The 24,990-nt window shown below is 58.1% G+C and carries 24 protein-coding genes; 12 read left to right on the top strand and 12 right to left on the bottom strand.

What is annotated here, in order from left to right; all coding sequences use genetic code 11:
- The first annotated feature begins 185 nt into the window (after positions 1-185).
- A complete protein-coding gene (locus tag OK411_RS21400) occupies positions 186-1,808 on the top strand; it encodes a methyl-accepting chemotaxis protein (protein ID WP_122602116.1) in 1,623 nt (540 codons plus the stop codon).
- A gap of 267 nt (positions 1,809-2,075) precedes the next feature.
- Here OK411_RS21400 and OK411_RS21395 read toward each other — a convergent pair whose 3' ends face one another.
- Both OK411_RS21395 and OK411_RS21390 read right to left on the bottom strand, forming a co-directional pair.
- Positions 2,076-2,381 carry a PepSY domain-containing protein gene (locus tag OK411_RS21395; RefSeq protein ID WP_030142484.1) on the bottom strand — a complete coding sequence of 102 codons (306 nt, stop codon included), beginning with the start codon at positions 2,379-2,381 and terminating at the stop codon, positions 2,076-2,078.
- A 156-nt stretch (positions 2,382-2,537) separates the two neighbouring features.
- Positions 2,538-3,665 (bottom strand): glycerophosphodiester phosphodiesterase, encoded by a 1,128-nt coding sequence (locus tag OK411_RS21390; protein WP_122704241.1) that lies wholly within the window; start codon positions 3,663-3,665, stop codon positions 2,538-2,540.
- Positions 3,666-3,885: 220 nt separating this feature from the next.
- Between OK411_RS21390 and OK411_RS21385 the strand changes: the two genes are divergently transcribed.
- Positions 3,886-4,212, top strand: coding sequence for a DUF2025 family protein (locus OK411_RS21385; protein WP_264365656.1), 327 nt, complete (start codon positions 3,886-3,888; stop codon positions 4,210-4,212).
- A gap of 108 nt (positions 4,213-4,320) precedes the next feature.
- Here the strand turns inward: OK411_RS21385 and OK411_RS21380 are convergent, their stop codons facing one another.
- The 3 genes from OK411_RS21380 to OK411_RS21370 form a co-directional block, all read right to left on the bottom strand.
- On the bottom strand, positions 4,321-4,821 hold the full coding sequence (locus OK411_RS21380) for a DUF1003 domain-containing protein (protein ID WP_264365655.1): 501 nt from the start codon (positions 4,819-4,821) through the stop codon (positions 4,321-4,323).
- A 133-nt stretch (positions 4,822-4,954) separates the two neighbouring features.
- Positions 4,955-6,274 carry a methyl-accepting chemotaxis protein gene (locus OK411_RS21375; RefSeq protein ID WP_122704239.1) on the bottom strand — a complete coding sequence of 440 codons (1,320 nt, stop codon included), beginning with the start codon at positions 6,272-6,274 and terminating at the stop codon, positions 4,955-4,957.
- A gap of 232 nt (positions 6,275-6,506) precedes the next feature.
- Positions 6,507-7,115 carry a TetR/AcrR family transcriptional regulator gene (locus tag OK411_RS21370; protein ID WP_264365654.1) on the bottom strand — a complete coding sequence of 203 codons (609 nt, stop codon included), beginning with the start codon at positions 7,113-7,115 and terminating at the stop codon, positions 6,507-6,509.
- Positions 7,116-7,326: 211 nt separating this feature from the next.
- Here OK411_RS21370 and OK411_RS21365 point away from each other — a divergent pair, with 211 nt between their 5' ends.
- Positions 7,327-8,382, top strand: a complete 1,056-nt coding sequence (locus OK411_RS21365) for an MBL fold metallo-hydrolase (RefSeq protein WP_264365653.1) — start codon at positions 7,327-7,329, stop codon at positions 8,380-8,382.
- Positions 8,383-8,420: 38 nt separating this feature from the next.
- On the opposite strand, the gene OK411_RS21360 is transcribed toward OK411_RS21365, so the two are convergent.
- The 3 genes from OK411_RS21360 to OK411_RS21350 form a co-directional block, all read right to left on the bottom strand.
- Positions 8,421-8,678, bottom strand: coding sequence for a helix-turn-helix domain-containing protein (locus OK411_RS21360; RefSeq protein WP_264365652.1), 258 nt, complete (start codon positions 8,676-8,678; stop codon positions 8,421-8,423).
- 12 nt (positions 8,679-8,690) lie between these two features.
- Positions 8,691-9,008 (bottom strand): hypothetical protein, encoded by a 318-nt coding sequence (locus OK411_RS21355; RefSeq protein ID WP_039758012.1) that lies wholly within the window; start codon positions 9,006-9,008, stop codon positions 8,691-8,693.
- A 93-nt stretch (positions 9,009-9,101) separates the two neighbouring features.
- On the bottom strand, positions 9,102-9,869 hold the full coding sequence (locus OK411_RS21350) for an AraC family transcriptional regulator (RefSeq protein ID WP_264365651.1): 768 nt from the start codon (positions 9,867-9,869) through the stop codon (positions 9,102-9,104).
- 112 nt (positions 9,870-9,981) lie between these two features.
- Between OK411_RS21350 and OK411_RS21345 the strand changes: the two genes are divergently transcribed.
- The 3 genes from OK411_RS21345 (at position 9,982) to OK411_RS21335 (ending at position 13,351) form a co-directional block, all read left to right on the top strand.
- Positions 9,982-10,797 (top strand): sulfite exporter TauE/SafE family protein, encoded by an 816-nt coding sequence (locus tag OK411_RS21345; RefSeq protein WP_264365650.1) that lies wholly within the window; start codon positions 9,982-9,984, stop codon positions 10,795-10,797.
- Entirely contained in the window at positions 10,785-12,035 is a 1,251-nt protein-coding gene (locus OK411_RS21340; protein ID WP_223630880.1) for a hypothetical protein, read from the top strand. Before OK411_RS21345 ends, OK411_RS21340 begins: the two co-directional genes overlap by 13 nt.
- Positions 12,036-12,160: 125 nt before the next feature.
- The gene (locus tag OK411_RS21335; protein WP_264365649.1) at positions 12,161-13,351 is read left to right on the top strand and encodes a hypothetical protein; all 1,191 of its coding nucleotides are present in this window, start codon (positions 12,161-12,163) and stop codon (positions 13,349-13,351) included.
- A 3-nt stretch (positions 13,352-13,354) separates the two neighbouring features.
- On the opposite strand, the gene OK411_RS21330 is transcribed toward OK411_RS21335, so the two are convergent.
- From OK411_RS21330 to OK411_RS21315, 4 genes are all read right to left on the bottom strand, one after another.
- Entirely contained in the window at positions 13,355-14,341 is a 987-nt protein-coding gene (locus tag OK411_RS21330) for a hypothetical protein (protein ID WP_016773577.1), read from the bottom strand.
- 251 nt (positions 14,342-14,592) lie between these two features.
- The gene (locus tag OK411_RS21325) at positions 14,593-15,306 is read right to left on the bottom strand and encodes an HNH endonuclease signature motif containing protein (RefSeq protein ID WP_016773578.1); all 714 of its coding nucleotides are present in this window, start codon (positions 15,304-15,306) and stop codon (positions 14,593-14,595) included.
- 226 nt (positions 15,307-15,532) lie between these two features.
- Complete coding sequence (locus tag OK411_RS21320; RefSeq protein ID WP_016773579.1) at positions 15,533-16,783, bottom strand: ribonucleotide-diphosphate reductase subunit beta; 1,251 nt, start codon at positions 16,781-16,783, stop codon at positions 15,533-15,535.
- 550 nt (positions 16,784-17,333) lie between these two features.
- Positions 17,334-17,594, bottom strand: coding sequence for a DUF2790 domain-containing protein (locus tag OK411_RS21315; protein WP_217878696.1), 261 nt, complete (start codon positions 17,592-17,594; stop codon positions 17,334-17,336).
- Between the two features lie 423 nt (positions 17,595-18,017).
- Between OK411_RS21315 and acs the strand changes: the two genes are divergently transcribed.
- The 6 genes from acs (at position 18,018) to OK411_RS21285 (ending at position 24,861) form a co-directional block, all read left to right on the top strand.
- Positions 18,018-19,973, top strand: a complete 1,956-nt coding sequence (gene acs / locus OK411_RS21310; RefSeq protein WP_016773581.1) for an acetate--CoA ligase — start codon at positions 18,018-18,020, stop codon at positions 19,971-19,973.
- A gap of 732 nt (positions 19,974-20,705) precedes the next feature.
- On the top strand, positions 20,706-21,479 hold the full coding sequence (locus OK411_RS21305; protein WP_024014020.1) for an ABC transporter substrate-binding protein: 774 nt from the start codon (positions 20,706-20,708) through the stop codon (positions 21,477-21,479).
- A 91-nt stretch (positions 21,480-21,570) separates the two neighbouring features.
- The gene (locus OK411_RS21300; RefSeq protein ID WP_016773583.1) at positions 21,571-22,260 is read left to right on the top strand and encodes an ABC transporter permease; all 690 of its coding nucleotides are present in this window, start codon (positions 21,571-21,573) and stop codon (positions 22,258-22,260) included.
- Positions 22,257-22,955, top strand: coding sequence for an ABC transporter permease (locus tag OK411_RS21295; RefSeq protein WP_024014019.1), 699 nt, complete (start codon positions 22,257-22,259; stop codon positions 22,953-22,955). Before OK411_RS21300 ends, OK411_RS21295 begins: the two co-directional genes overlap by 4 nt.
- 1 nt (position 22,956) lies before the next feature.
- Complete coding sequence (locus tag OK411_RS21290) at positions 22,957-24,069, top strand: succinylglutamate desuccinylase/aspartoacylase family protein (protein WP_217852952.1); 1,113 nt, start codon at positions 22,957-22,959, stop codon at positions 24,067-24,069.
- Positions 24,070-24,096: 27 nt separating this feature from the next.
- Positions 24,097-24,861 (top strand): ABC transporter ATP-binding protein, encoded by a 765-nt coding sequence (locus OK411_RS21285; RefSeq protein ID WP_264365648.1) that lies wholly within the window; start codon positions 24,097-24,099, stop codon positions 24,859-24,861.
- Positions 24,862-24,990: the final 129 nt, after the last annotated feature.

Here is a 24,990-nt window from a genome sequence, read left to right as displayed (position 1 = left end):
CAAAGTGACTGCAAATCAACGCGTTACCGACTGTCGGAAGATTCTCAAGAAGCGCTCTGGCGCGCCGATCTCAGGTGAGTTAGGTTGCGCGCCATCGGCCCTTGGCCATGGTACGTCGACAGGGAAGTCCGGCCATTTTTCACGTCCGCTCGGGCGTGCCTCATCCCTGCTTCGAGTACCTTGCAATGCTGCAAAAATCCCTGAGAACGCAAATTCTCGCCCTGCTGAGCGGCAGTCTGCTGGCGATATTGTTGATCGCGCTGGCCTGCTTTCATTTCCTCTCCAACGGTGTGCAAAGCTATAGCCAGTTGATCGCCGGCCCGTTGCACACGTCGCAACTGATCGATGAAGCCAACCTGCAATTCAAAGTGCAGGTGCAGGAATGGAAAAACGTTTTGCTGCGCGGCAAGCAACCGGCGGATCTGGCGAAATACTGGAGCCAGTTCGAAGAGCGTCAGCGCGACGTGCAGAATATTCTCGGCGAACTGGCCGGCCAGAAAGGCATCGAGGCAACTCTCAAATCCCGCATCGAACGTTTGCGCGAGGCGCATCGCCAGTTGGGCACGGCCTACCAGAAGGGCCGCGATGCCTACGTCGCTGCCGGTGGTGATCCGAGCGCCGGCGACGCGGCGGTCAAAGGCGTTGATCGCGCCACCAGCGAGCAGATGAGCGCACTGGTCGCCGAGCTGCGCGAGCAGGGCACCGCGCAATCGGCGTTGATCAGTGCGAGCGCTGACCGTACCGTGTGGCTGGGGCTGTTGGTGATGCTCGCGTCAGGCTTGTTGATCGGTCTGCTGAGCCTGTGGCTGGTCAGCCGCAACCTGATCGAGCCGATCCGCAACCTCATCGATTACGTCACCCGCTTGAGCCGTGGGCAGTTGGCTGAACGTGTTGTCAGCGAGCGTCGCGATGAACTGGGCAACCTCGCCGCCGCAGCGAACACTCTGCGCGATTTTCTGGCGGACACCTTCACTCGCTTGCAACGCAGCGCCGGTGATCTGGACAGCGCCAGCGGCGAGTTGAATGCCATTGCCACGACGATGGCCGGCGGCACCAGCGAGCAATTCAACCGCACTGATCAAGTGGCCACGGCGATGAATGAAATGTCCGCCACGGCCCAGGAAGTCGCCCGTCATGCCGCCGATGCCGCGCGTGCTGCCGACGATGCCGATCAGTCGGCGCAGCAGGGTGAAAAGGTCATGCAGACCACCATTCACTCGATCACGCAGATGCGCGGCGAAATCGCCAACACCGCCACGGTGATCCGTCGCCTGGAAACCGACAGCGGTCGTATCGGCAAGGTGCTGGAAGTGATTCGTGGCATCGCCGAACAGACCAACCTGCTGGCGCTCAACGCGGCCATCGAAGCGGCGCGGGCGGGTGAGGCCGGGCGTGGTTTTGCCGTCGTCGCCGATGAAGTGCGCAACCTCGCCCAGCGCACGGCGGAGTCGATCATCGAGATCAACCAGATCATTCAGAACGTGCAGACCGGCGCTGTCGATGCCGCGCAGGCTATCGAGAGCGGCCAGGCGCGCAGTGATGAAAGTGTCGAGCAAGTGACCCAGGCCGGCGCGATGCTGGAGCGCATCACCTTGGCGGTTGAGGCGATTCGCGACATGAACCGGCAGATCGCCACGGCGGCAGAAGAGCAGACTTCAGTGGCCGAGGATATCTCGCGCAACCTGACTGAAATCACTGCGATTGCCAGCACCAACCTCGACAATGTGCAGCGCACCGAAAGTGCCAGTCAGAACCTGCATGGATTATCGGGGCAGCTGAATGAGGTGACGGCGCGGTTGAGTGCTTGATTTTGGGTGGTGGTTTGTCAGCCCCTCACCCTAACCCTCTCCCGGAGGGAGAGGGGACTGGCCGCAGGGAATGTGTGAATTGCACCGAACTTGCAATACCGAGTCGAACTCGGGTTTGAGCGGCCCGCAAATCGGCTCCCTCTCCTGGGGGAGAGGGCTGGGGTGAGGGGGATCGATTTCACAGACCACACAAAGTTTGCGCCCAAATCCGCAGCCACAAAAAAGCCGCACGATCGTTAAATCGTGCGGCTCTTTAACAGCGGTCTATCAAGTGTCTTGCTTGTTGCTCAGCACTTTACCGGTGGTGGCATCAAAGTCCACGTCGAACTCTTTGCCGTCAGCAGTTTTAAGTTCAACTTCATACTCGTAACCATTGAAGTGGTTATCCAGGTCGGTATCGGTAATCGTTGCGCCCGGGTGCAGTTTCAGTGCTTCGGCGTTCATCGATTCCAGCGACTTGATCTTGCCGTCCTTGACCAGTTGCGGGATCTGGTCGATGCGAACATCAGCCTGAGCCAGGCCAGCGGTGAGGGTCAGGGCAGCGGCGGTAAACAGGGCAGTCAAAGTTTTCATCGGTTCATTCCTTGGCAGTGCGTTGAAGTGGTTGATCTGTGTAAGTGGGTTCAGATTAACCAGCGCAACTTAACTCACCCTTAAATCTCTGCTTCGCGATAAAACTGCTCTTTGTCGGAGCGAGCCTGCTCGCGAAGCAGGCGACTCGATAACAACTTAGAAACCGTTCTTCTTCAGAACCTCATCAACACTGCCAACAGCCGGACGCTTGTAAAACTTCAACAGTTCACTGGCGCGGTTGGTAAAGATGCCGTCGACACCCGCTGCCATGACTTTCTCGTAGTCCACCGCCTCGTCGACCGTATAAACATGCACCAGCATGCCTTGGTCGTGGGTGTACTTATTCATCCACGGTTGCACCAGGTCGGAGTAACTCTGATCACCACCCTGAGTCAGCTTCGCCGAAGGGCCGGTGCCGATCGCGCCCTGGGCCTTGGCGTAGTCGACCCATTGCTTGAATTCCGCTTCCGACTTCGGTTCCTGCTTGCCATAGAAAACGTTTTTGTCTTTCTCGCCGGACGCGGCAAACGTCACGGCGGATTTCGGCTCGATGCTGCCTTCGCCGACCCACAACAGCAGAATCTTCGGCACTTGCGGCATTTCCTTTTCCAGCAATTGCAGGCTGTTTTTATCGAAGGTCTGCAGGATCACCTTGCCTTTGCCCTGACCGACGCCCAGCGCGCTTTTCGCCAGCTTCGAACCGGCCGGACTCAGCCAGCCGCGATCCTGGAGTTTTTCCTTGAGGTCATGTTCGATGCCGGGAAACAGCTGCGGCTCTTTGGTTTCGATGTACAGGCCCGGCTTGTGCTGCGGGTTGGCGCGGGCGATGTCGATGATTTCATCGAGGGTAAGAATCTTCAGCCCGGCGTAGGAGGGGCGTGCGCGGTCAGGATATTTGCTGTTGAACCAGCTGCCGGCATCAAGGGTTTTCAGTTCGGCCATGGTGAACGCGGTGGCCGGGCTGTCCTTGCGCTCGGGGAATTTACTGGCGACGTCGGTGGTGCGTTGCAGGTTGTCGTCGTGCAGGGCGAAGAGCACGCCGTCCTTGCTGCGCTGCAAATCCATTTCCAGGTAATCGGCGCCGAGGTCACGGGCCAGTTTGTAGGCCGCAGCGGTGGATTCCGGGGCATCGAACGACGCGCCACGGTGGGCGATCACCGCCGGATGCGGAATGCCATGGGCGGCAGCGATTGCCTTGGGCTCCGGGTGGCTGGCGGCATGCGCCTGACCGAGGCCGAACAACAGACTCAGCACCAGAGCGCTTCGGGTAAAAGTGGCAGGCATGGTCGAGTTCCTTTCGCAGGTTTTTTTCGAGACGTACCTTTTAACAACTGAAGCGCCGCAGGGCTATCGCCAGACCGACATAAACCGAGCAAAACGGAAATTTCCTGCACTTTTGTGGCGCTGTTTGCAGTACGCTTGCCCTCGGCTGACGCCCCGGCAGAGGGCGCGCCGCTACATTGCCCTGCGTGTAAACCATCGATCATCTTTCGTGAGGTTTACCATGCGCATCACCTCCCAACTCATCTGCCAGGCCGCCGACGATCTCAAAGGCTTCGTCGGCCTCAACCGCAAGACCGGCCAGTACATCGTGCGCTTCAGCGAAGATTCGTTCGGCATGGACGTGGCCGACGACGGCATCATCCCGGCCAGTGAATTCGTCTGGGCGACGGCGTCGGACACCACCATGACCCTCAAGCGCGAATTGATTCAGTTGCTGCTCGATCAACACATCGACGACCGCATCAACATCACCGAACCGTTACGGGTTTACATGAGCAAGGTTGAAGTGCCGGAGATTGTTGCGGCGCGGAGACTGGTGCGCGGTTGAGGTATTGCAGTGTGGTTGCGGGCCTCTTCGCGAGCAGGCTCGCTCCCACAGGGATTTTCTGAACGCCACAGATCCAATGTGGGAGCGAGCCTGCTCGCGAAGGCGACCTTAGTTCTGGCACACGTGAGCGTGCAACTCGCTGGTCAATCCTTCGATGCGCTCGGTGAGGGTTTTCGTCATTTCGGTAAGGCGGGTGTTTTGTTCCAGCAACGCCAGCAATTGTGCGGAATTCTTCGCCGCCTCAGCCTGACGTTCGGTATTGGCCAATGCCAGAGCTTCGCGGTGCTGCGCATCGGCGTCGGCGTGCGCTTTGTCGCGCGCGGCCTGACGGGTTTGTGCAAGCAGGATCAATGGCGCGGCGTAGGCCGCCTGTAGGCTGAAGGCCAGGTTCAGCAGGATGAACGGGTAGACGTCGAATTGAGTCACACCCCATACGTTGAGGCCGATCCATACCGCCACGATCAAGGTTTGCGCTCCAAGGAACAGCGGCGTGCCGAAGAACCGCGCAAAGGCTTCGGCGCGCAGGGCGAAGGCATCGTTGCCGAAGGTCGTATTCAGGTGGGCGTGGGGGCGGTGGAAGCGCAGGTGATCGATGGGGGCGTTGGACATTCCGGGTTTTTCGTTATTCATGGGGCACTCGGCGGGGCTTGGGGCGTGTCGTCACTATAGCTCTGCGTTGTGGCGGCCGACCTTCGCGGACTGCCCACGAAGGTCGACTCGTTCTATCGATCCTGCACAAGCCTCAATTCGGCACCCGCTCATTGGCAAACATGCTCACCGCATCCACCGCCTCACTGGCGCCATCGCGAATCTGCAGAATCACCGTACCGGCCTGATTGGCCAGTTCCACGCCTTCTGCGGCGCGGTCGCGGGTGCCTTGCATGCTCTTGATCGCCTGCCGTGTTTCGCTCTGGATCAGACTGATCATGGTGGAGATCTCGGCGGTGGAGCCGCTGGTGCGCGCCGCCAGCTGCCGTACTTCATCGGCCACCACGGCAAAGCCGCGGCCCTGTTCACCGGCGCGCGCGGCTTCGATGGCGGCGTTGAGGGCGAGTAGGTTGGTCTGATCGGCGATCGCGCGGATGGTGTTGACGATGGCGGTGATCTGCTCGGAGCGGTCGCCCAGTTGCGCGATCAGCGTTGAGGACTGGCTGATGTCCTCGGCGATTTCGCGCATTTCGCTGGCAGCCTGTTGAATCACCTGCGTACCTTGCTCGGCGACTTTTCGAGTTGCTACCGAGATGTGGTAAGCGGTGCTGGCACTGCGCGCGTCCTGTTCGTGTTGCTCGACACGGGCGGTAACGTCAGACGCGAACTTCACGACTTTGTACAAACGCCCCGAAGCGTCGTAGACCGGGTTGTAGTTGGCCTCCAGCCAGACGATCTGACCGCGTTTATCCACGCGCTCGAACTGCCCGTGGAAGAACTCGCCCTGATTCAGGCGCCGCCAGAAATCCTGATAGGCGCCGCTGTTGACCAGCGCCGGGGTGCAGAACAAGCGGTGATGCTGGCCCTTGAGCTCTGCGAGGCTGTAACCCATGCGCGTGAGAAAATTCTGGTTGGCGGTAAGAATATTGCCGTCGAGATCGAACTCGATCACCGCCATCGCGCGATCAATCGCCTGCAGTTTGGCGTTGGCCTCGTTCTCCTGCTGCACCTTGGCGGTGACATCCATCGCGTACTTGACCACTTTGATCACCCGTCCCGACGCATCCTTGATCGGGTTGTAACTGGCCTCGAGCCAGATCGGCTGGCCTTTGCTGTCGACCCGTTCAAAGGTGCCGGACTGGAACTGACCGTTTTTCAGGCGTGACCACAGCTCGGTGTATTGGGCACTGCGCCCGAACTCTGGTGTGCAGAAATGCCGGTGCGGCTGGCCGATCGCCTGGGCAGCCGTGTAACCCATGGTCTTGAGGAAATTGTCATTGGCACGCAACACCACGCCATCAAGATCGAACTCGATCACCGCCATCGAACGGTTGATCGCTTCGAGCATTGCAGCCTGGTCAAAAACGGTGTGTTGCAGTTCAGCGAGGGCGGCTTTCTGGCGATTGAAGAACATGCTTGCGATACTCGGGAAGTGGGGAAAATCAAAAGGATTCAGTCCCTATTCCTGCGCCGGCAGACCGAAATGCACGGACGGCATTCGGTGGTGACTGCTCAATGCCAGCGTTCCGTTACTGGCAGATGGCTACTTATACAAAACTTAATAAAGTTGTACAAGGAAGGAATTTTTCACGAGTTTGTATAACTTTTTGCGAAATTAGTTGTACGCGGCTCGCCGCGCCAGTGATTCACCGCTGATACAGTGCCAGGAACATCTCCAGCGCCGACTCGGCAACTGCATTCTGCGCGTCTGGATCAAGGGCCGCGCGACCCAGCGAGATCTGCGGCCAGAACGCGAATGCCTTGAGCAAACCTTGTACTTGATGCGCGGCAAATTCTGGATCCACCGGTTTGAGCCGTCCGTCGGCTTGCGCCGCGCGTATCCAGACAGTCAGGCCTTCCTCGCGCTCGCCCATGCGCTCGATCATGTTCTGCGCACGTTCGGGGGAATGAATGGTTGCGGCAATCGCCACCCGGGCGAGGGTGAGAAAATTCTCGTCAGCCATCATCTGCACTTTTTGTTGCAGCATCAGGCGCAGCTGCTCATGCAGCGGTCGCTCGCGGTCGTAGCTCACCGATGGCTCGGCAATGATCCGCGCCCACAACTGATTAAGGATCTCGGCGAACAGCTCTTCCTTGCTCGGGAAGTGGTTGTACACCGTCCGCTTCGACACCCCCGCCGTGGCGGCGATCTTGTCCATGCTGGTGATTTCGAACCCGTGGGCACGGAATTCGGCGATCGCCGCTTGGATGATGGCTTCGCGTTTGCGATCGGTGAGGCGTTGTGGCGCGGTCATGAGCGGACTTCAGTAGAGAAGGGGGGAAATTACACTCGGCAGTTTACTTGGCGTCGGCTTTGATGCAACCTAGAAACTACACCGCTCAGTGTAATGTTGCGTTAATCCTCGCACCTTACAAACCAGAGCGTTTGGCCTTTGCGTGCAGCTTGGCCATTTTCATTTCCCGTGGAATACCGTGCAGCACACGGTTTTTCGGAGTCGTTCAGTCATGGCCAATCCAGTCTCTCTCCCGGACAACACACCCACGCCTGAAGCCTCGCGCCAGGATCAAGGGCTGTTTCGCAATCATGCGCCGGTGCAGCGCGAAGGGGTACGCAAAATGCTGCGGATCATGTGGAACATGATTTTCCACAAACCGCGCGACACCCGTCCGAGCGCCGCCATTCCTGTGCACCCGCTGACCCGTGAAGATCTGCTCGCGGCGCCCAATCACAGCGTTTACCGCTTGGGGCACTCGACGCTGCTACTGAAGATGCGCGACAAATTCTGGATCACCGATCCGGTCTTCGCCGAGCGCGCCTCGCCAGTGCAATGGGCTGGCCCGAAACGCTTCCACCAACCACCGATCAGCATCGACGAACTGCCGCCGATCGAAGCGGTGATCCTCTCGCACAATCATTACGACCATCTCGACTACGAAGCGGTACTCAAACTCGCCGCCAAAACCACTTACTTCCTGACTCCACTCGGCGTGGGCGACACCCTGATCAAATGGGGCATCGACGCCAGCAAGGTGCGCCAGTACGACTGGTGGCAGGGCACCGAAATCGCCGGTATCCGCTTCATCGCCACCCCATCGCAGCACTTCTCCGGCCGTGGCCTGTTCGACGGCAACAGCACGCTGTGGGCGTCATGGGTGATGATCGACGCCGACACACGAATCTTTTTCAGCGGCGACAGCGGTTACTTCGACGGCTTCAAACGCATCGGCGAACAATACGGCCCGTTCGACCTGACCCTGATGGAAACCGGCGCCTACAACGTCGAATGGCCCCACGTGCACATGCAACCGGAAGAAACCCTGCAAGCCCACATCGACCTCAAGGGCCGCTGGCTCTTCCCGATCCACAACGGCACCTTCGACCTGGCCATGCACGCCTGGCACGAACCGTTCGACCGCATCCTTGCGCTTGCATGGGAACGCAGTATTGCGATTACTACACCGCGGATGGGGGAGGCGTTCAACATTGCGCATCCACAACGGGGGAGTGCGTGGTGGATGGCGGTTGAAGAGGAAGGGGAAGCACTAGTGCAGAACGCCTGACGATTTCATCCGGTTCGCCTCGGTGCGAACCGGATGAATCAGATTCCTATTTCCTTCATTCGCCGGTGGTAATCCTCCATCGTAGCGACTGACAAATCCCTGAATTTCCCACGAAGTATCTGACTTAGTGTTTCCAAGGTGATGCCAGTAATTAGCGCCGCTTCAGATTCGTTCAGGTTGGCAGTCTTGATCAACGCGGCCATTTTTGTCGCATATCCCGATTTGATCAGCATTTCATCTGCACCCTGCAGTCCCAAATCTGCGTAGACGTTGCCCGTGCTTCTTTCGATATCCATCCTTAGCGCTCCTTATTCGGCCATCGCAAAATCCCCACGCCCCACCGATTCCCCCGCCATACCCTGCGCCCTGACACTGCGCCCCGGTGCAAACCCCGGGAAGAACACCAACCCCTGCGCTTCAAACCGATAAGCCAGTGCCAGTCTCGCGGCGTCCGCCACGTCCTGCTGCGCTTCGAAACGCTGGATATCCGCCACCGCCACCTCGGCCTCGCGCGACAGTTGTTCAACGCTCCAGCCCAGCATGGCGCGGGCCTGGACGCAGTGGGTCGGGGTGAACTGGAAAAGGGCAATGCGTTCGAGGACGTGGTTCATCGCAAGAGAGGCCATGGTGTGCTCCGGGCTCAAAAGTGCTGATTGAAAATGTACTGTGTTTTTGTACAGTTGTTTTCGGCCGGGATCAAACGCAATTTTCGAATTTGCCTATTTCGTCGGCTCCAACCAGACGGACGGTGCCTGTCCCAGCACACGCCGAAACATCGTCGAAAACGCCGCCGGGCTCTCGTAGCCGAAGTCCAGGGCAATCCGCGTCACCGCTTCCCCCGCCGCCAACCGTGCCAACGCCTGCACGACGCACGCCTGTTGGCGCCACTGACGAAAGCTGAGCCCGGTCTGCTGCCGAAACAATCTGTTAAAGGTACGCAAGCTTATGTGTAACTGATCGGTCCAATCCTGCGGGGATTGATGGGTGTTGGGCATGTTCAGAAAGGTCTGACACAGACTGAGGAGCTTTCCTTCGGCGGGCATGGGAATGTGTAGGGCAAGGGGCGCGCTGCGTGCCAGTTCATGCAACAGCAAGTTGATCAGCACGCCGTCGCGTCCGGCCTGGTCGTACATCAGTGGCACGTCCACCGCTTCCATCAGCAAATGCCGCAGCAGCGGCGACACATTGAGCACTTGGCAGTCTGGCCCCAATTCCACGTTGCCCGGTTCGATGTAAAGGCTGCGCGTGCTCACCCCGAGCATCAACACCTCATGGGCCACGCCCGGCGGAATCCACACCGCGCGCTGCGGCGGCACCACCCAATTGCCGTTCCGGGTGCTGACTTGCATCACGCCTGTTGCGCCGTAGAGCAATTGGCCACGGCGATGCGTATGAAACGGGAGTAGGTGGCCGTGGGAATAATCGGTACCGATGGCCACGACCGGGCGAGGCGTGGCATCAAGCTGATTGATCGAAATATTGTGCATCAGGCGTGTTCCAGCGATTGGCGTAAACGCGAACATTATTGGCCCAACTACTGAAACCGGCCAGTGCATCGCGCTCTAATGTCCTGGGCTCCCTCGATCCTGGACGCCCACTATGTTCTATCTCCTGCTTACATTGTTCGGTTGCCTCACCGGCATCAGCGCCGTGCTCTTCGGTTTCGGCGGCGGCTTCGTCATCGTGCCGCTGCTCTATCGCATGCTCACCGCCAGCCACGCAGCCGACGACCCCATCGCCCAGTCGGCCATGCACATCGCCGTGGCCACCTCGACCTGCGTGATGATCGTCAACGCCCTGATCGCTACACGCAAACACCAGCGCGCGGGCAATCTGCTCCGGGACTACCTCTGGCCATTGGCCGGGTTTATCGGCGGGGGCGCGATCGTCGGCGCCATCGCTGCGATGTGGGTCAGCGGCCAAGTGATCCGCTACGCCTTCATCGCCTACCTGGGCGTGACCATCGTCGATTGCCTGCTGCGCCGAGGATTTCTCACACAGTCCCAAACCACATTCCCACGGCGACTGACCACGACGGAAACATCCGCCGGCGGTGTAGGCATCGGCGCCATCGCGACCTTCCTAGGTGTAGGAGGAAGCGTCATGACCGTGCCGCTGCTGCGCCGTTGCGGGCTGAGCATGTCGCAAGCGACGTCCATGGCCAATCCGCTCAGCGTCCCGGTAGCGTTGGCGGGGACGTTGACGTACATGGCGCTGGCCGGTTTCACTGAGTCTGATTTGGGTGCCTGGTATATCGGGTATGTCGATGTGCTGGCGTTTGCGCTGCTGACGGTTGGTTCGTTGCTGGGGATCAGATTGGCTGCGCGGTGGATTGGGCGGATACCGGATCGGCTGCATGCGCGCGTGTACATCGGTTTACTTATGGTGGTGATGATCAGCATGTGCTTGAGCTGAGCGCGACGGCGCTCGATTCCAGCGCGCAAGCTCGCCATAATCCGCAGCTACTTTCGCGGGCAGTTGCTCGCTTATTCAAGGATGAAGTGATGTACCGAGGACTGTTACGTCTTTTTGCTGTTTTTCTTCTAACGGGTTCTTTTGTCTCGACGGCAACTTGGGCCGAGACCGGCGCGCAGTTGTTCACCGGCACGTTGGGTAAATCGTCTATCGTCCTCGAAATAAATCCTCGTACCGGAGAGGGACGTTACTTTTACAAGAAGTACCGCAAGGATCTACCACTCGACGGTGCTCTGGACGGGGAAACGCTTGTGCTGGAAGAAGGCTCGCGGATAGACGACTCACGCCCGACCTTGCGTCTGCGGCCGACAACTGATGGTTGGTATGGCGAGTGGACGAGCACCGCTGGGAAAAGCCTGAAGATCAAGTTACAGCCAGCCGTCATCCCCGATGTAGCGGATGATGCCTTGCCCTTTTTCACCACACTTCACGACAAGTACCCTTATGAATACCTGCGGCTGCAGGGCGTCACACTCAAAAAAGGCAACATCGACACCTTCATGGGCTACACGCTGCAGTGGTGGAGCGAGCCGAAGACAGGCACTTCTCTGTTTGAAGTGGTCTCGGGTTATTCCCTTGAAGAGCGTCGACGCATCAACCAACAATTGATGGCGCGTTTGTGGAGCGAGGTATTGTCGTCTTATGGATGTTCAGGCAGTTACGCGCAGTCGAGCCAACCACTGTGGATGTCGTCAACAGTGATGAGCGTTCTGATTTCATCAGATTATTTCTGCGGCGGTGCCTATCCGGATCAAAGCCAGGATGCGCTCAACTTCGACACTAAAACAGGCAGACTCCTGACCCTAGATGATGTTTTGTGGGTGGGGCAGGGCAAGCCATTGCATTTTCAACGAGAGGGCGACTTCGGCGGGGAGGCGTCCGGCTCGTCTGATTCCTGGTCTAACTACCGCAGTGAGGAACTGGCACCCTGGCTGGTCGCGCAGTTGCTGAAACTCTACTCCAGTGAAATGACCGTTACCCCCGAAGGTGAAAACGACTGCAACTACGACGAGAGTTATCCCTGGCAATTTCCCGGTTGGCACTTCACGGAACTGGGCATCAAGCTCGAGCCATCATTTCCCCACGTCGCGGCGGTCTGCGGATTCGTCGACTGGAGCGTTCTGCCGTACACAATCGTCAAACAACATCCGGGCGGGGTTGCACTGCAACTGCCTTGATGTCGCGTTTACTTTCATGCGCAGCCCCTCGATTCCCGACCACAACCCCGCCATAATCGCCGCGAATTTATCCGCGCCGGCCCTCAAATGCCGGCGCGACCTCTGACTCTTTCAAGGAACGATCAATGCTCAAGGGACTGATGCGCCTGGCGCCATGCGCTGCTGTGCTGTTCTCGCTGATTCCAAGTGTCCACGCCTATGATGGCCGACGCGTGTTCACCGGCACGTTGGGCAAAATGCCGATCGTCGTAGAGCTCAATATCACGCAGCAGGACGAAGTAACCGGTCGGTACTTCTACGAAAAATACCATCGTGATTTGCCGCTCAGTGGCGCGTTGCAGAACAGCACGCTGACCTTGACCGAGGGCAATAATCGCTATGGTGACGACAAGCCGCTGTCAACGTTGGAACTTGAAGAAACCGGCAGCGGCTGGCAGGGCGAATGGAAAAGTCCGCAGGGCAAGAAGCTGCCAGTGAAACTCATCGAGGCCAGACTTACCGCCCCCACCTCATCAACTTTGCCGTTCATTGCCGCGTTGCCTTACAGCGAGCCTTACGAGTATTTGCGCCTGCAGGGACTCAAACTGAAACCGGCGAAGAAAGAAAACTTCATGGGCTACGACCTGCAATGGTGGACAGAGCCTGAGACAAAGATTTCCCTGTTCAGCGTGGAGTCCGGATTGTCGAAAGATGATCAGCAACGGGTTAACCAGCAGTTGCTTGGACGCCTCTGGAATGAAGTCATCAGTTACCACGGCTGCCAGCTGCAGGGCGGCGAAAACGTCGAATTTATACAACAGGTGCAACCGAAAATGATCTCGCCAGCCGTGGTCAGCCTGAACATCTCGACCAGCTATTACTGCGGCGGCGCGCATCCAGACTTCGGCGATTCACCGCTCAACATTGACGTTAAAACCGGCCACCCGCTGTCCCTCGAAGATGTGCTGTGGGTCGGTGAGGGCAAACCACTTTTACATGCCGAACGCGACAGCTTGGGCGACGAACCTCTGAGCAAGGACGAAAGTAACGCGCGCTATCAGTACGTAAGTAAAGAGTTGGTGCCTTGGGTGATCAAACAATTCACGACCCTGTACCCCAATGAAATGAAGACACCGACGGGAGATGACGACTGCAACTTCCAGGACGAAAGCATCTGGGGGACTTCACCTTGGTACTTCACCGAGAAGGGCTTGTACCTCGGCGCGTACTTCGCTCGCGTGCAACGCTCTTGCGATAGACCTGACTGGTCGATCCTGCCGTACTCCCTAGTCAAACAACACCCTGGCGCCGTAAAACTGCAACTGCCCCAAGGCTAGCCATCACTCCAACCCCGGCGCTTCACGGATAATGAAGTGATCCAGGTTCTCGATATTGGCATTGAAGACCTCGAAAGGTTTTTCGGGGTTCTTCTTGCCGGGCACCTGCTTCAACTCCGGCGTCACCCCATAGAAGAAACAGAACAACGCCTTGTCGCTATCCACCGCGTGCTTGATCTCTTCCAGAAACGCCTTGCGCTTGCGGTAGTTGTCGATCAGCTTCTTGTTCAGATAAACGCTGACCGGATACGGCTTCTTCTTGCTGTCTTCGGGCTTCTTGAACCAGACCTTGTCCTCGAAATCGATACGAAAACTGGCGCTGTGGAAGTCCTCGATCTTCTTGATCCGCCCCCAGTAAATCAGCCCCTTGTTGTCCGTCAGATACTCGATCTTCTTGAAGAACGAACTGTACGGCGCCGTATGCTCGCCAATCTTCAACGGCATGCGCTTGAGCAACTCCTTGTCGGCGAAGTTGGAAACAAAACACTCCACCGGATGCGCAAACACACTGGTCTTGTCCGGCGCCGACTCACGACTCGCTGACTCCTTACCACTGTCTGCCACCATCCGAACCGGATCATCGCGCAACACATCCGCCGCCCCCGCTGGCGTGACAGGCTTGCGTACATACTCACGCCGGGTCAGCAATAACTCCGACGGAAAATGCTCCTCCCGCCCGTCATCCACCTCGCCATCCGCCGTCTCAACGCCAGACGCCGACGCCCTCAAACTCACATACGGACAACCCGCCACATGCTGCGTAGTCGGCAGATTCTTGAAATGCGGCGTGCGCACGTAATTCACGTTCTTGGCGTTGAACGTACCCAACTCATTGGGAGCCTCAAACGCTGAACGACAAGCATCGTTGGGGCACTGGAAGTGTTCCTTCGCCGAGTCAAACGCCACCGTCTCATCGAAATTGAGATCGCGAACGTCATAGATCGACAACTTGTCGTCGAGGCTGAGGCAGTAGGCGAGATCGAATTTCATGGTGGGGGCTCGGATCCTTGAGTGAGGGAGGGGTATTAATAGCGGGCGGCGGGGTAGGTTGCACTGATTGTTTTCAGGATGATGCGGGATTTGTGGGAGGTAGCCTGCTGGCGACTGGTGGGATCAACCTAATCTTGAATCCAGACATCCACCCAGCAGCAACACATTGAATTGTGGTGAGGGGATTTATCCCCGATGGGCAGCGAAGCTGCCCCAAATCCAGCAAATGAGGTTAGCCAGACAAACTGCAATTATTCCTTTTCCAGTCTTCCAACATTGTCATAAAGCCAAGCAGTGAATTCAGCTCTGTCGTCCGAATGGTGGCAACGTTGGTGACAGTTGGGACATAACGCCACAACATTCGTGTCAAGGTCCGAACCCTTTTGCGACAGGTGCTTGACGTGATGCACTTCTAAAAACGGTTTCCCATCCTTTTCAAATGGCGCTGCTTTGCCACAACCTTCGCACTTGCCATCGGCTTGCTGACGAACCCAGCCCCTCAATTCAGGATCGCGAAAGTAAACCTTTCTAGTGGACGTCGTTTGGATAGGTGTTTTTATTCCTTTGGGGACGTAGTCAAATTGCTTTCGCTCAAATTTAGCCGCGCGTTGCTCGAGCAATGCTTCGTCCGCCGTTGGATTGGAATCTTCAAGTGTCAGAACGGTAGAAGCATCAAGTGCCTTACGGATGCTGCGCGCTACATTCGCGCCAACATTCTTGGCAGGTTTGTAGCCTTCAATACGCTTTCTATCCATTTCGACCAACACGGTAGAAATGTTCTGCATCCGGAACTCGACAGAGCCTTTAGTCCGACCGGCTAACGGGCCTTCGCGCAGGATGCGATTCTCCTCAGTCTTGACGAATTTCTGGCCGCTCTGCTCGCGTACAAGCATCTTCAGATAGGCATCAACTGCCGCCTGAATCTCGACCTCACTCCAATCGCTATTACTTTTTTCCGTGTCCATAAAATCGCCGAGGGTTGAAAACCCTCGGACGATACTGAGTGGCCATCACTGCTGTCTAGGAAATTTCCTACGAGGAAAAGCGACTGATCCTGCCAAATCCTACCAATGCATCGTTAACCTAATTACCGCTTTGCACCCATAAAAAAGCCCCGATCAGATCGGGGCTTTTTGCTTTCTCGACTCGCCGACTCAAACCGCAATCTTCAAATCGTGCCGAGCGAGACTATTAGTCCCAGCTCAACGCACCACCAGTTTGGTATTCGATCACGCGAGTCTCAAAGAAATTCTTCTCTTTCTTCAAGTCCATAATCTCGCTCATCCAAGGGAACGGATTAGTAGTCCCTGGATACTCTTCCTTCAAACCAATCTGCGACAAACGACGGTTAGCAATGAACTTCAGGTAGTCCTCCATCATCGCCGCGTTCATACCCAACACCCCGCGAGGCATGGTGTCACGCGCGTATTCGATCTCCAGCTGCGTACCCTGCAGGATCATCTGGGTCGCTTCTTCCTTCATCTCAGCATCCCACAAGTGTGGGTTTTCGATTTTGATCTGGTTGATCACGTCGATGCCGAAGTTCAGGTGCATGGATTCGTCGCGCAGGATGTATTGGAACTGCTCGGCGACGCCGGTCATTTTGTTACGGCGGCCCATGGAGAGGATCTGGGTGAAGCCGCAGTAGAAGAAGATGCCTTCCAGAACGCAGTAGTAGGCGATCAGGTTGCGCAGCAACTCTTTGTCGGTTTCCGGGGTGCCGGTTTCGAACTTTGGATCGGAGATCGAACGGGTGTACTTCAGGCCCCAGGCTGCTTTTTTCGCGACCGATGGGATCTCGTGGTACATGTTGAAGATTTCGCCTTCATCCATGGCCAGCGATTCGATGCAGTACTGGTAGGCGTGGGTGTGGATCGCTTCTTCGAAAGCCTGGCGCAGGATGTACTGGCGGCATTCCGGGTTGGTGATCAGGCGGTACACGGCCAGGACCAGGTTGTTGGCAACCAGGGAGTCGGCGGTGGAGAAGAAGCCGAGGTTGCGCATGACGATGCGGCGCTCGTCGTCGGTCAGGCCTTCCGGGTTTTTCCAGAGGGCGATGTCGGCGGTCATGTTGACTTCTTGCGGCATCCAGTGGTTTGCGCAACCGTCCAGATACTTCTGCCAGGCCCAGTCGTACTTGAATGGCACGAGTTGGTTGAGGTCGGCGCGGCAGTTGATCATGCGCTTTTCGTCAACGGCGACACGAGCGGAGGCGCCTTCGAGTTCGGCGAGGCCTTCGGCGACGTCGAGGGAGTTCAGTGCAGCCTTGGCGCGGGCGACGGCGGCCGAGTCGTCGGCGGTGACGGCGCGGGCTTCCAGCGCTGCGGCGCCGCCGGCGTTGTCGAGGCGGTCCATGTTGGCTTCGCTTGCGTGGCCGGCGTTGGCGCCTTTCACGGTTGCGACTTCACTGTCTTCTTTATCGAATTCGTCCCAGCTCAGCATGACGTGTCGTCTCCTGCGTGAGGGCTTGTGCCCGTGTGAAACCTGAAGGGTTGGTTTTTCACACGGCCAAACAAGCCGCGTTGGATGTCGTTTTTTGCAGCGCTGCACGCAGGCAAATAAACAGAAATTTTGACGGGTCCCGAGAGCCTCTGATGGGCGCAATCAGCGTCTGGCACTGTTGCGGGGCTTCAGAATGGCTTTTGCTCCCTGTAAGGGAATATTGCTGACCCGTATAGGGCGGCATTATAGGGAAATTTTTACCGGCGTGGTGCGGCGAATCGGCTCATGGCGAGGCCGAGGAGGGGGTGGATTTCGGTCCGACCGAGGGATTACAGGGCTTTGCGCGGAATCGACCCGAGCAGATTTTTTTTCGTTAATTTTTTGGCAGGTGTTTTTTTGTTTAAAAAATAGCCAGAAAAGCGGGTTTTTCACTATATCTAGTGTTTTGCAAGCCTTTTTCGCGGCTCCAGACACAACTGAGCCCGACCGAAGCCGGGCTGGAATAGACCCTCAATGTAGCGCTGAGCGATCCGATTCGGTGCAGTCTGATTCAGTTCGTGCAGCCGTTGCCCATGATGCTGTAGCGCAGGATGTGGCGTTGGCCTTTGGAGTCGTCGTATTCCATTTTTGCCGGTACAACTTCGCAGACATTTGGAATTTCGCTCATCGATACAACTTTGGCGATGTCCAGATGTGTGGAGTAAGTGTATTCCTCGATGACCGGTTGTTGCTGTGCGACATCAGTCGGGACCTCGTCTGCTATGGCGGTTGCGCACAGACTGCTGAGGGCCAGAACCAATAAAGCTTTCATTTCTAATTCACCTTTTTGAGGTCGAGTGGGGTCACGCAACCTTTTTAGGGTTGCGTGTGGAGCTTGAGTATTTGATGCGTTACTTGGAGAGCTGGATTAACGGCCTTCGTGGGGGCTGTAACGTTGTTAATCGCGGTTGCCTTGTTGGCGAGGTGAATTTTAGGGCGGTGGGGTGTCGGTAAACAGGGGCGGTTTTGATAAACACTTTTGATAGATTTGGTAACAATCGATTCAGGTCTTGGTGTCTGGCCGGATGGGATTTGCCTGACGCACCGCGTTGACTGCATCGCTGGCAAGCCAGCTCCCACATGGAATGCGGACATTTTGTAGGGGCTTGTTACTACCATCGTCGAATGGTTCTATGGCCCCCACCCGGCTACAACGGGGTCATACAAAAACAACTATTACACCGAGGTAGGAAAGATGAGTGCGGCTTCTCTGTATCCCGTTCGTCCCGAGGTTCTGGCAAACACGCTGACTGACGAGGCGACCTACAAAGCCATGTACCAGCAGTCGGTCGTCAACCCTGACGGCTTCTGGCGCGAGCAAGCCAAGCGTCTGGACTGGATCAAGCCTTTCACCACGGTGAAACAGACGTCGTTCGACGATCACCATGTCGACATCAAGTGGTTTGCCGACGGCACCCTGAACGTTTCCTATAACTGCCTCGACCGTCATCTGGCCGAGCGCGGCGACCAAGTCGCAATCATCTGGGAAGGCGACGATCCTTCCGAAAGCCGCAACATCACCTACCGCGAACTGCACGAGCAAGTGTGCAAACTGGCCAACGCCCTGCGTGGTCAGGACGTGCACCGTGGCGACGTGGTGACCATTTACATGCCGATGATCCCCGAAGCCGTGGTCGCCATGCTGGCCTGCACCCGGATCGGCGCGATTCACTCGGTGGTGTTCGGCGGTTTCTCGCCGGAAGCCCTGGCCGGTCGCATCATCGACTGCCGCTCGAAAGTGGTGATCACCGCTGACGAAGGCATCCGTGCCGGCAAGAAGATTTCCCTCAAGGCCAACGTCGACGACGCCCTGACCAACCCGGAAACCAGCAGCATCCAGAAGGTCATCGTGTGCAAGCGCACCGGTGGCGACATCAAGTGGAACCAGCATCGCGACATCTGGTACGAAGACCTGATGAAGGTCGCGGGCACTGTTTGCGCGCCGAAAGAGATGGGCGCCGAAGAAGCGTTGTTCATCCTTTATACCTCCGGCTCCACTGGCAAGCCGAAGGGCGTGCAGCACACCACCGGCGGTTATTTGCTGTATGCGGCAATGACCCACGAACGCGTGTTCGACTACCGTCCGGGCGAAATCTACTGGTGCACCGCCGACGTCGGCTGGGTCACCGGCCACAGTTACATCGTCTACGGCCCGCTGGCCAACGGCGCGACCACCGTGCTGTTCGAAGGTGTGCCGAACTACCCGGATATCACCCGGGTGGCGAAGATCATCGACAAGCACAAGGTCAACATCCTCTACACCGCGCCGACCGCGATCCGCGCGATGATGGCCTCGGGTCAGGCGGCGGTTGAAGGCGCCGATGGCAGCAGCCTGCGCCTGCTCGGTTCGGTCGGCGAGCCGATCAACCCGGAAGCCTGGGACTGGTACTACAAGAATGTCGGCAAGTCGCGTTGCCCGATCGTCGATACTTGGTGGCAGACCGAAACCGGCGGCAACATGATGAGCCCGCTGCCGGGCGCCCACGCGCTGAAGCCGGGTTCGGCGGCGCGTCCGTTCTTCGGTGTGGTGCCGGCGCTGGTCGACAACCTCGGCAACATCATCGAGGGCGAGGCCGAGGGCAATCTGGTGATTCTCGATTCGTGGCCGGGTCAGGCGCGTACGTTGTACGGCGATCACGATCGTTTCGTCGATACCTACTTCAAGACCTTCCGTGGCATGTACTTCACCGGTGACGGCGCGCGTCGCGATGCCGACGGTTACTACTGGATCACCGGGCGCGTGGACGACGTGCTCAACGTCTCCGGCCACCGCATGGGCACCGCCGAGATCGAGAGCGCGATGGTCGCCCATCCGAAGGTGGCCGAAGCTGCGGTGGTGGGCGTGCCGCATGACATCAAGGGGCAGGGCATCTATGTCTATGTGACCTTGAAGAACGGCGAGGAGCCGACCGAGCAACTGCGTCTGGAGCTGAAGAACTGGGTGCGCAAGGAGATCGGCCCGATTGCTTCGCCGGACGTGATCCAGTGGGCGCCGGGGCTGCCGAAGACCCGTTCGGGCAAGATCATGCGCCGCATCCTGCGCAAGATCGCCACGGCGGAATACGATGGCTTAGGCGATATCTCGACCCTGGCGGATCCGGGTGTGGTGCAGCATTTGATTGATACGCACAAGACCATGAATGTTGCTTAAACGTTAGAAACATAGGAGCCCTGTCCGGTGATGCCGGGCGGGGCTTTTTTATGGCTGTGAGGTTTGTGGTGGCTGGGAGGGCTTCTTCGCGAGCAGGCTCGCTCCCACAAGGAAACGGGCGCATTTTTGATCGTTCCCACGCTCTGCGTGGGAATGCAGCAAGGGACGCTCTGCGTCCCAGAAGCCGACGCAGAGCGTCGAGGGAGGCGTTCCCACGCGGAGCGTGGGAACGATCAGCGACTCAACCAATAATTATCGATCTGCACCGTCAGACCTTTCCCGCTGTTACCCGCCACAACCCAATGTGTAACCGCCCGCGCCAAACCGGGGCGAAGGGAAACGCGGTGCGCCGTTTTAGAGCCTCCAAAGCCCCGCGGAAAAATAAGACATTACGCTGCGCTTGCCGGATTAGAAGGGTTTGCGAATAATGGGCCCGCAACTTGCAATATGTATCGGTTCACTGTCTTTCGCTCTTGCATGAATTTGCAGGGCTGTCAATGAGCTCAAACCGCTTTCTCGGTGCATCTGTAATTAGTTGTCGCATTGAAGAAATATCGGCTTCGGGCCTGTCGTTAGAATGCCGATCACTCGCTCATCGTGGCTGACGTTGAAATCGCCTGCGGTTTCAACGGGAAATTTCCGCCGATGCGCAACCGATTTCCGATTCACCCATTCGCATATTGGGCTGTCGCTCACTCTGCCGTTTTTGCCCTTTACCGATGGAGTCCCAAGATGAAGAAACTTGTGCTGCTTGGCGCCCTGGCACTGTCCGTGCTGTCGCTGAATGCCGTCGCTGACGAAAAACCTGTGAAGATCGGCATCGAAGCGGCTTACCCTCCATTCGCTTCGAAAGCACCGGACGGCAGCATCGTCGGTTTCGACTACGACATCGGCAACGCGCTGTGCGAAGAGATGAAGGTCAAGTGTGTGTGGGTCGAGCAAGAGTTCGACGGTCTGATCCCGGCTCTCAAAGTACGCAAGATCGACGCCATCCTGTCGTCGATGTCGATCACCGAAGATCGCAAGAAGTCGGTCGACTTCACCAACAAGTACTACAACACTCCGGCGCGTCTGGTCATGAAGGCCGGCACTCAGGTCAGCGAAGGTCTGGCTGAGCTGAAAGGCAAGAACATCGGCGTACAGCGTGGTTCGATCCACGAGCGTTTCGCCCGCGAAGTTCTGGCTCCATTGGGCGCCGAGATCAAGCCGTACGGCTCGCAGAACGAAATCTACCTCGACGTGGCTGCCGGTCGCCTCGACGGTACCGTGGCTGACGCCACCCTGCTGGACGATGGTTTCCTGAAAACCGACGCCGGCAAAGGCTTCGCGTTCGTTGGCCCGGCCTTCACCGACGTCAAATACTTCGGCGACGGCGTAGGTATCGCAGTGCGCAAGGGCGACGCCCTGAAAGACAAGATCAACACTGCCATCGCGGCCATCCGCGAAAACGGCAAATACAAAGCAATCCAGGACAAGTACTTCGCCTTCGACATCTACGGCAAGTAAGACGTCTCTGCGACAAGTCCGAAATGGCGCAAGCAACAGAATCTCTGCGGTTTGCGCCATTTTTTCATCCCAACTTTCGAGGACCTGAATCATGTTGAAAGGCTACGGGGCTGTCATCCTCGATGGCGCATGGCTGACGCTTCAGCTCGCCTTGTCGTCCATGGCTCTGGCCATCGTTCTCGGGCTGATCGGTGTCGCGTTGCGCCTGTCGCCGGTGCGCTGGCTGGCGTGGCTGGGCGACCTGTATTCGACGGTGATCCGCGGCATTCCCGATCTGGTGCTGATCCTGCTGATCTTCTACGGCGGTCAGGACTTGCTCAACCGCGTCGCGCCGATGCTCGGCTATGACGACTACATTGACCTGAACCCGCTGGCCGCCGGTATCGGCACCCTCGGTTTCATCTTCGGTGCGTACCTCTCGGAAACCTTCCGTGGCGCGTTCATGGCGATCCCCAAGGGCCAGGCCGAAGCAGGCATGGCCTACGGCATGAGCAGTTTTCAGGTGTTCTTCCGGGTGATGGTGCCGCAGATGATTCGTCTGGCGATTCCCGGCTTCACCAACAACTGGCTGGTACTGACCAAGGCCACCGCGCTGATTTCCGTGGTCGGTCTGCAAGACATGATGTTCAAGGCCAAGCAGGCGGCGGATGCCACGCGCGAGCCTTTCACCTTCTTCCTCGCAGTGGCGGCGATGTACCTGGTGATCACCAGTGTTTCGTTGCTGGCATTGCGTCACCTTGAGAAGCGCTACTCGGTAGGCGTAAGGGCGGCTGATCTATGATCTTCGACTACAACGTCATCTGGGAGGCACTGCCGCTGTACTTCAGCGGCCTGCTGACCACCCTCAAACTGCTCGCGCTGTCGCTGTTCTTCGGTTTGCTCGCGGCGTTGCCGCTGGGGCTGATGCGCGTCTCGAAAAACCCGTTCGTCAACGGGGCCGCGTGGCTGTACACCTACGTGATTCGCGGCACGCCGATGCTGGTGCAGCTGTTCCTGATCTACTACGGTCTGGCCCAGTTCGAAGCGGTACGCGAAAGCTTCCTGTGGCCGTGGCTGTCCAGCGCAACGTTCTGTGCCTGTCTGGCTTTTGCCGTGAACACCAGCGCCTACACCGCAGAAATCATTGCCGGCAGCCTCAAGGCCACGCCGAACGGTGAGATCGAAGCGGCCAAGGCCATGGGCATGTCGCGCTTCAAACTGTACAAGCGCATTCTGCTGCCGTCGGCCCTGCGCCGCGCGCTGCCGCAGTACAGCAACGAAGTGATCATGATGCTGCAGACCACCAGTCTGGCGTCGATCGTGACCTTGATCGACATCACTGGCGCGGCACGTACCGTCAACGCGCAGTTCTACCTGCCGTTCGAGGCGTACATCACCGCTGGCGTGTTCTACCTGTGCCTGACCTTCATTCTGGTCAAGCTGTTCAAACTGGCTGAGCGTCGCTGGTTGAGCTACCTCGCGCCACGGAAGCACTGATATGCAACGCATCGACCACGTATTGCCGTGGAGCCACCTGGGCAGCGAGCGCAAGGTTTCGGTTTTCCGTTTCGGCAGCGGCGAGCGCAAGGCCTACATCCAGGCCAGCCTGCACGCCGATGAACTGCCGGGCATGCGCACCGCCTGGGAGCTGAAAAAGCGCCTCGGCGAACTCGAAGCCCAAGGCTTGCTCAACGGCGTGATCGAGCTGGTGCCGGTGGCCAATCCGATCGGTCTCGGGCAATTGCTGCAAGGCAATTTCCAGGGTCGTTTCGAGGCGGGCAGCGGCAAGAATTTCAACCGTGATTTCGTCGAGCTCAGCGCGCCGGTCGCGGCGGCACTGGGCGACAAGCTCGGTGATGATCCCCATGCCAACGTGCGCCTGATCCGCCAGGCAATGGCCGACCACTTGGCCGGATTGCCTGAAGCGAGCAGCCAGTTGCAGGGCATGCAGCGTGTGCTGCTCAGTCACGCCTGCACCGCCGATGTGGTGCTGGATCTGCACTGCGATGCCGAAGCCGCGCTGCACATGTACGCGCTGCCGCAGCACTGGCCGCAGTGGCGTTCGCTGTCGGCGCACCTGAACGTCAAGGTTGGTTTGCTCGCGGAAGATTCCGGCGGCAGCTCGTTCGATGAAGCCTGCTCGTTGCCGTGGCTGCGCCTGTCGCGGCAGTTTCCCGAGGCGCAGATTCCGCTGGCGTGTCTGGCGACGACCATCGAGCTGGGCGGGCAGGCCGACACTGGCCGCGTCGAAGCCGAGGCTTATGCCGAAGGCATTCTGGCGTTCCTTGCCGAGCAAGGCCTGATCACCGGCGAGTGGCCGGACCCGGCCTTCGAACCGTGCGAAGGCATGCCGTTCGAAGGCACCGAATTGCTGTTTGCGCCACACCCCGGTGTGGTGAGTTTTTCCCGCAGGCCCGGCGAATGGGTCGAGGCGGGCGATGAGATTTTTCAAGTGATCGACCCTGTGTCCGATCGGGTCAGCACGGTATGTGCTGGTACGTCCGGGGTGCTGTTTGCCATTGAACGGCTGCGCTATGCCCAACCCGGTTTCTGGCTGGCCAAGGTGGCGGGGCGCGAAGCGCTGCGTCACGGGCGCTTGCTCAACGACTGACTGACTGTTTTTGTGAGAACCGACCGCATGTACAAACTTGAAGTCCAAGACCTGCATAAACGCTATGGCAGTCACGAAGTGCTCAAGGGCGTGTCCCTGAAAGCCGCCGCCGGCGATGTGATCAGCATCATCGGCTCCAGTGGCTCCGGCAAAAGTACTTTCCTGCGTTGCATCAACCTGCTCGAGCAGCCGCACGCCGGCAAGATCCTGCTCAACAACGAAGAGCTGAAACTGGTGGCGAACAAGGACGGCGCGCTGAAAGCCGCTGATCCGAAGCAGCTGCAACGCATGCGTTCGCGCCTGTCGATGGTGTTCCAGCATTTCAACCTGTGGTCGCACATGACCGCGATTGAAAACATCATGGAAGCACCGGTGCACGTGCTCGGCGTACCCAAGTACGAAGCCCGGGAGAAAGCCGAGTACTACCTGAACAAGGTTGGCGTGGCCCATCGCAAAGACGCGTTCCCGGGGCACATGTCCGGCGGCGAGCAGCAGCGCGTGGCGATCGCCCGGGCGCTGGCGATGGAACCGGAAGTGATGCTGTTCGACGAACCGACCTCGGCCCTCGATCCTGAACTGGTCGGCGACGTGCTGAAAGTCATGCAGGCGCTGGCGCAGGAAGGCCGCACCATGGTCGTGGTGACCCACGAAATGGGCTTCGCCCGTGAAGTGTCGAACCAGTTGGTGTTCCTGCACAAAGGCGTCGTCGAAGAAAGCGGCAACTCGCGCGAAGTGCTGGTCAACCCGCAGTCGGAACGCTTGCAGCAGTTCCTGTCGGGCAGCCTGAAATAAATCAGGGCTGCCGTTGTGCACCAGATTAGGTCATGCTTCGCGATCTTCTGGCTGGCTCAGATCCCCTGTGGGAGCGAGCCTGCTCGCGAAAGCGGTAGAACAGCCAGCAATTATGTTGACTGGTACACC

This window comes from Pseudomonas sp. RG1 (assembly GCF_025910115.1).
Taxonomy (GTDB): Bacteria; Pseudomonadota; Gammaproteobacteria; order Pseudomonadales; family Pseudomonadaceae; genus Aquipseudomonas; species Aquipseudomonas atacamensis.
The sequence above is the reverse complement of the archived record's forward strand: the minus strand, read 5'-3'. Positions and strand labels throughout refer to the sequence as shown.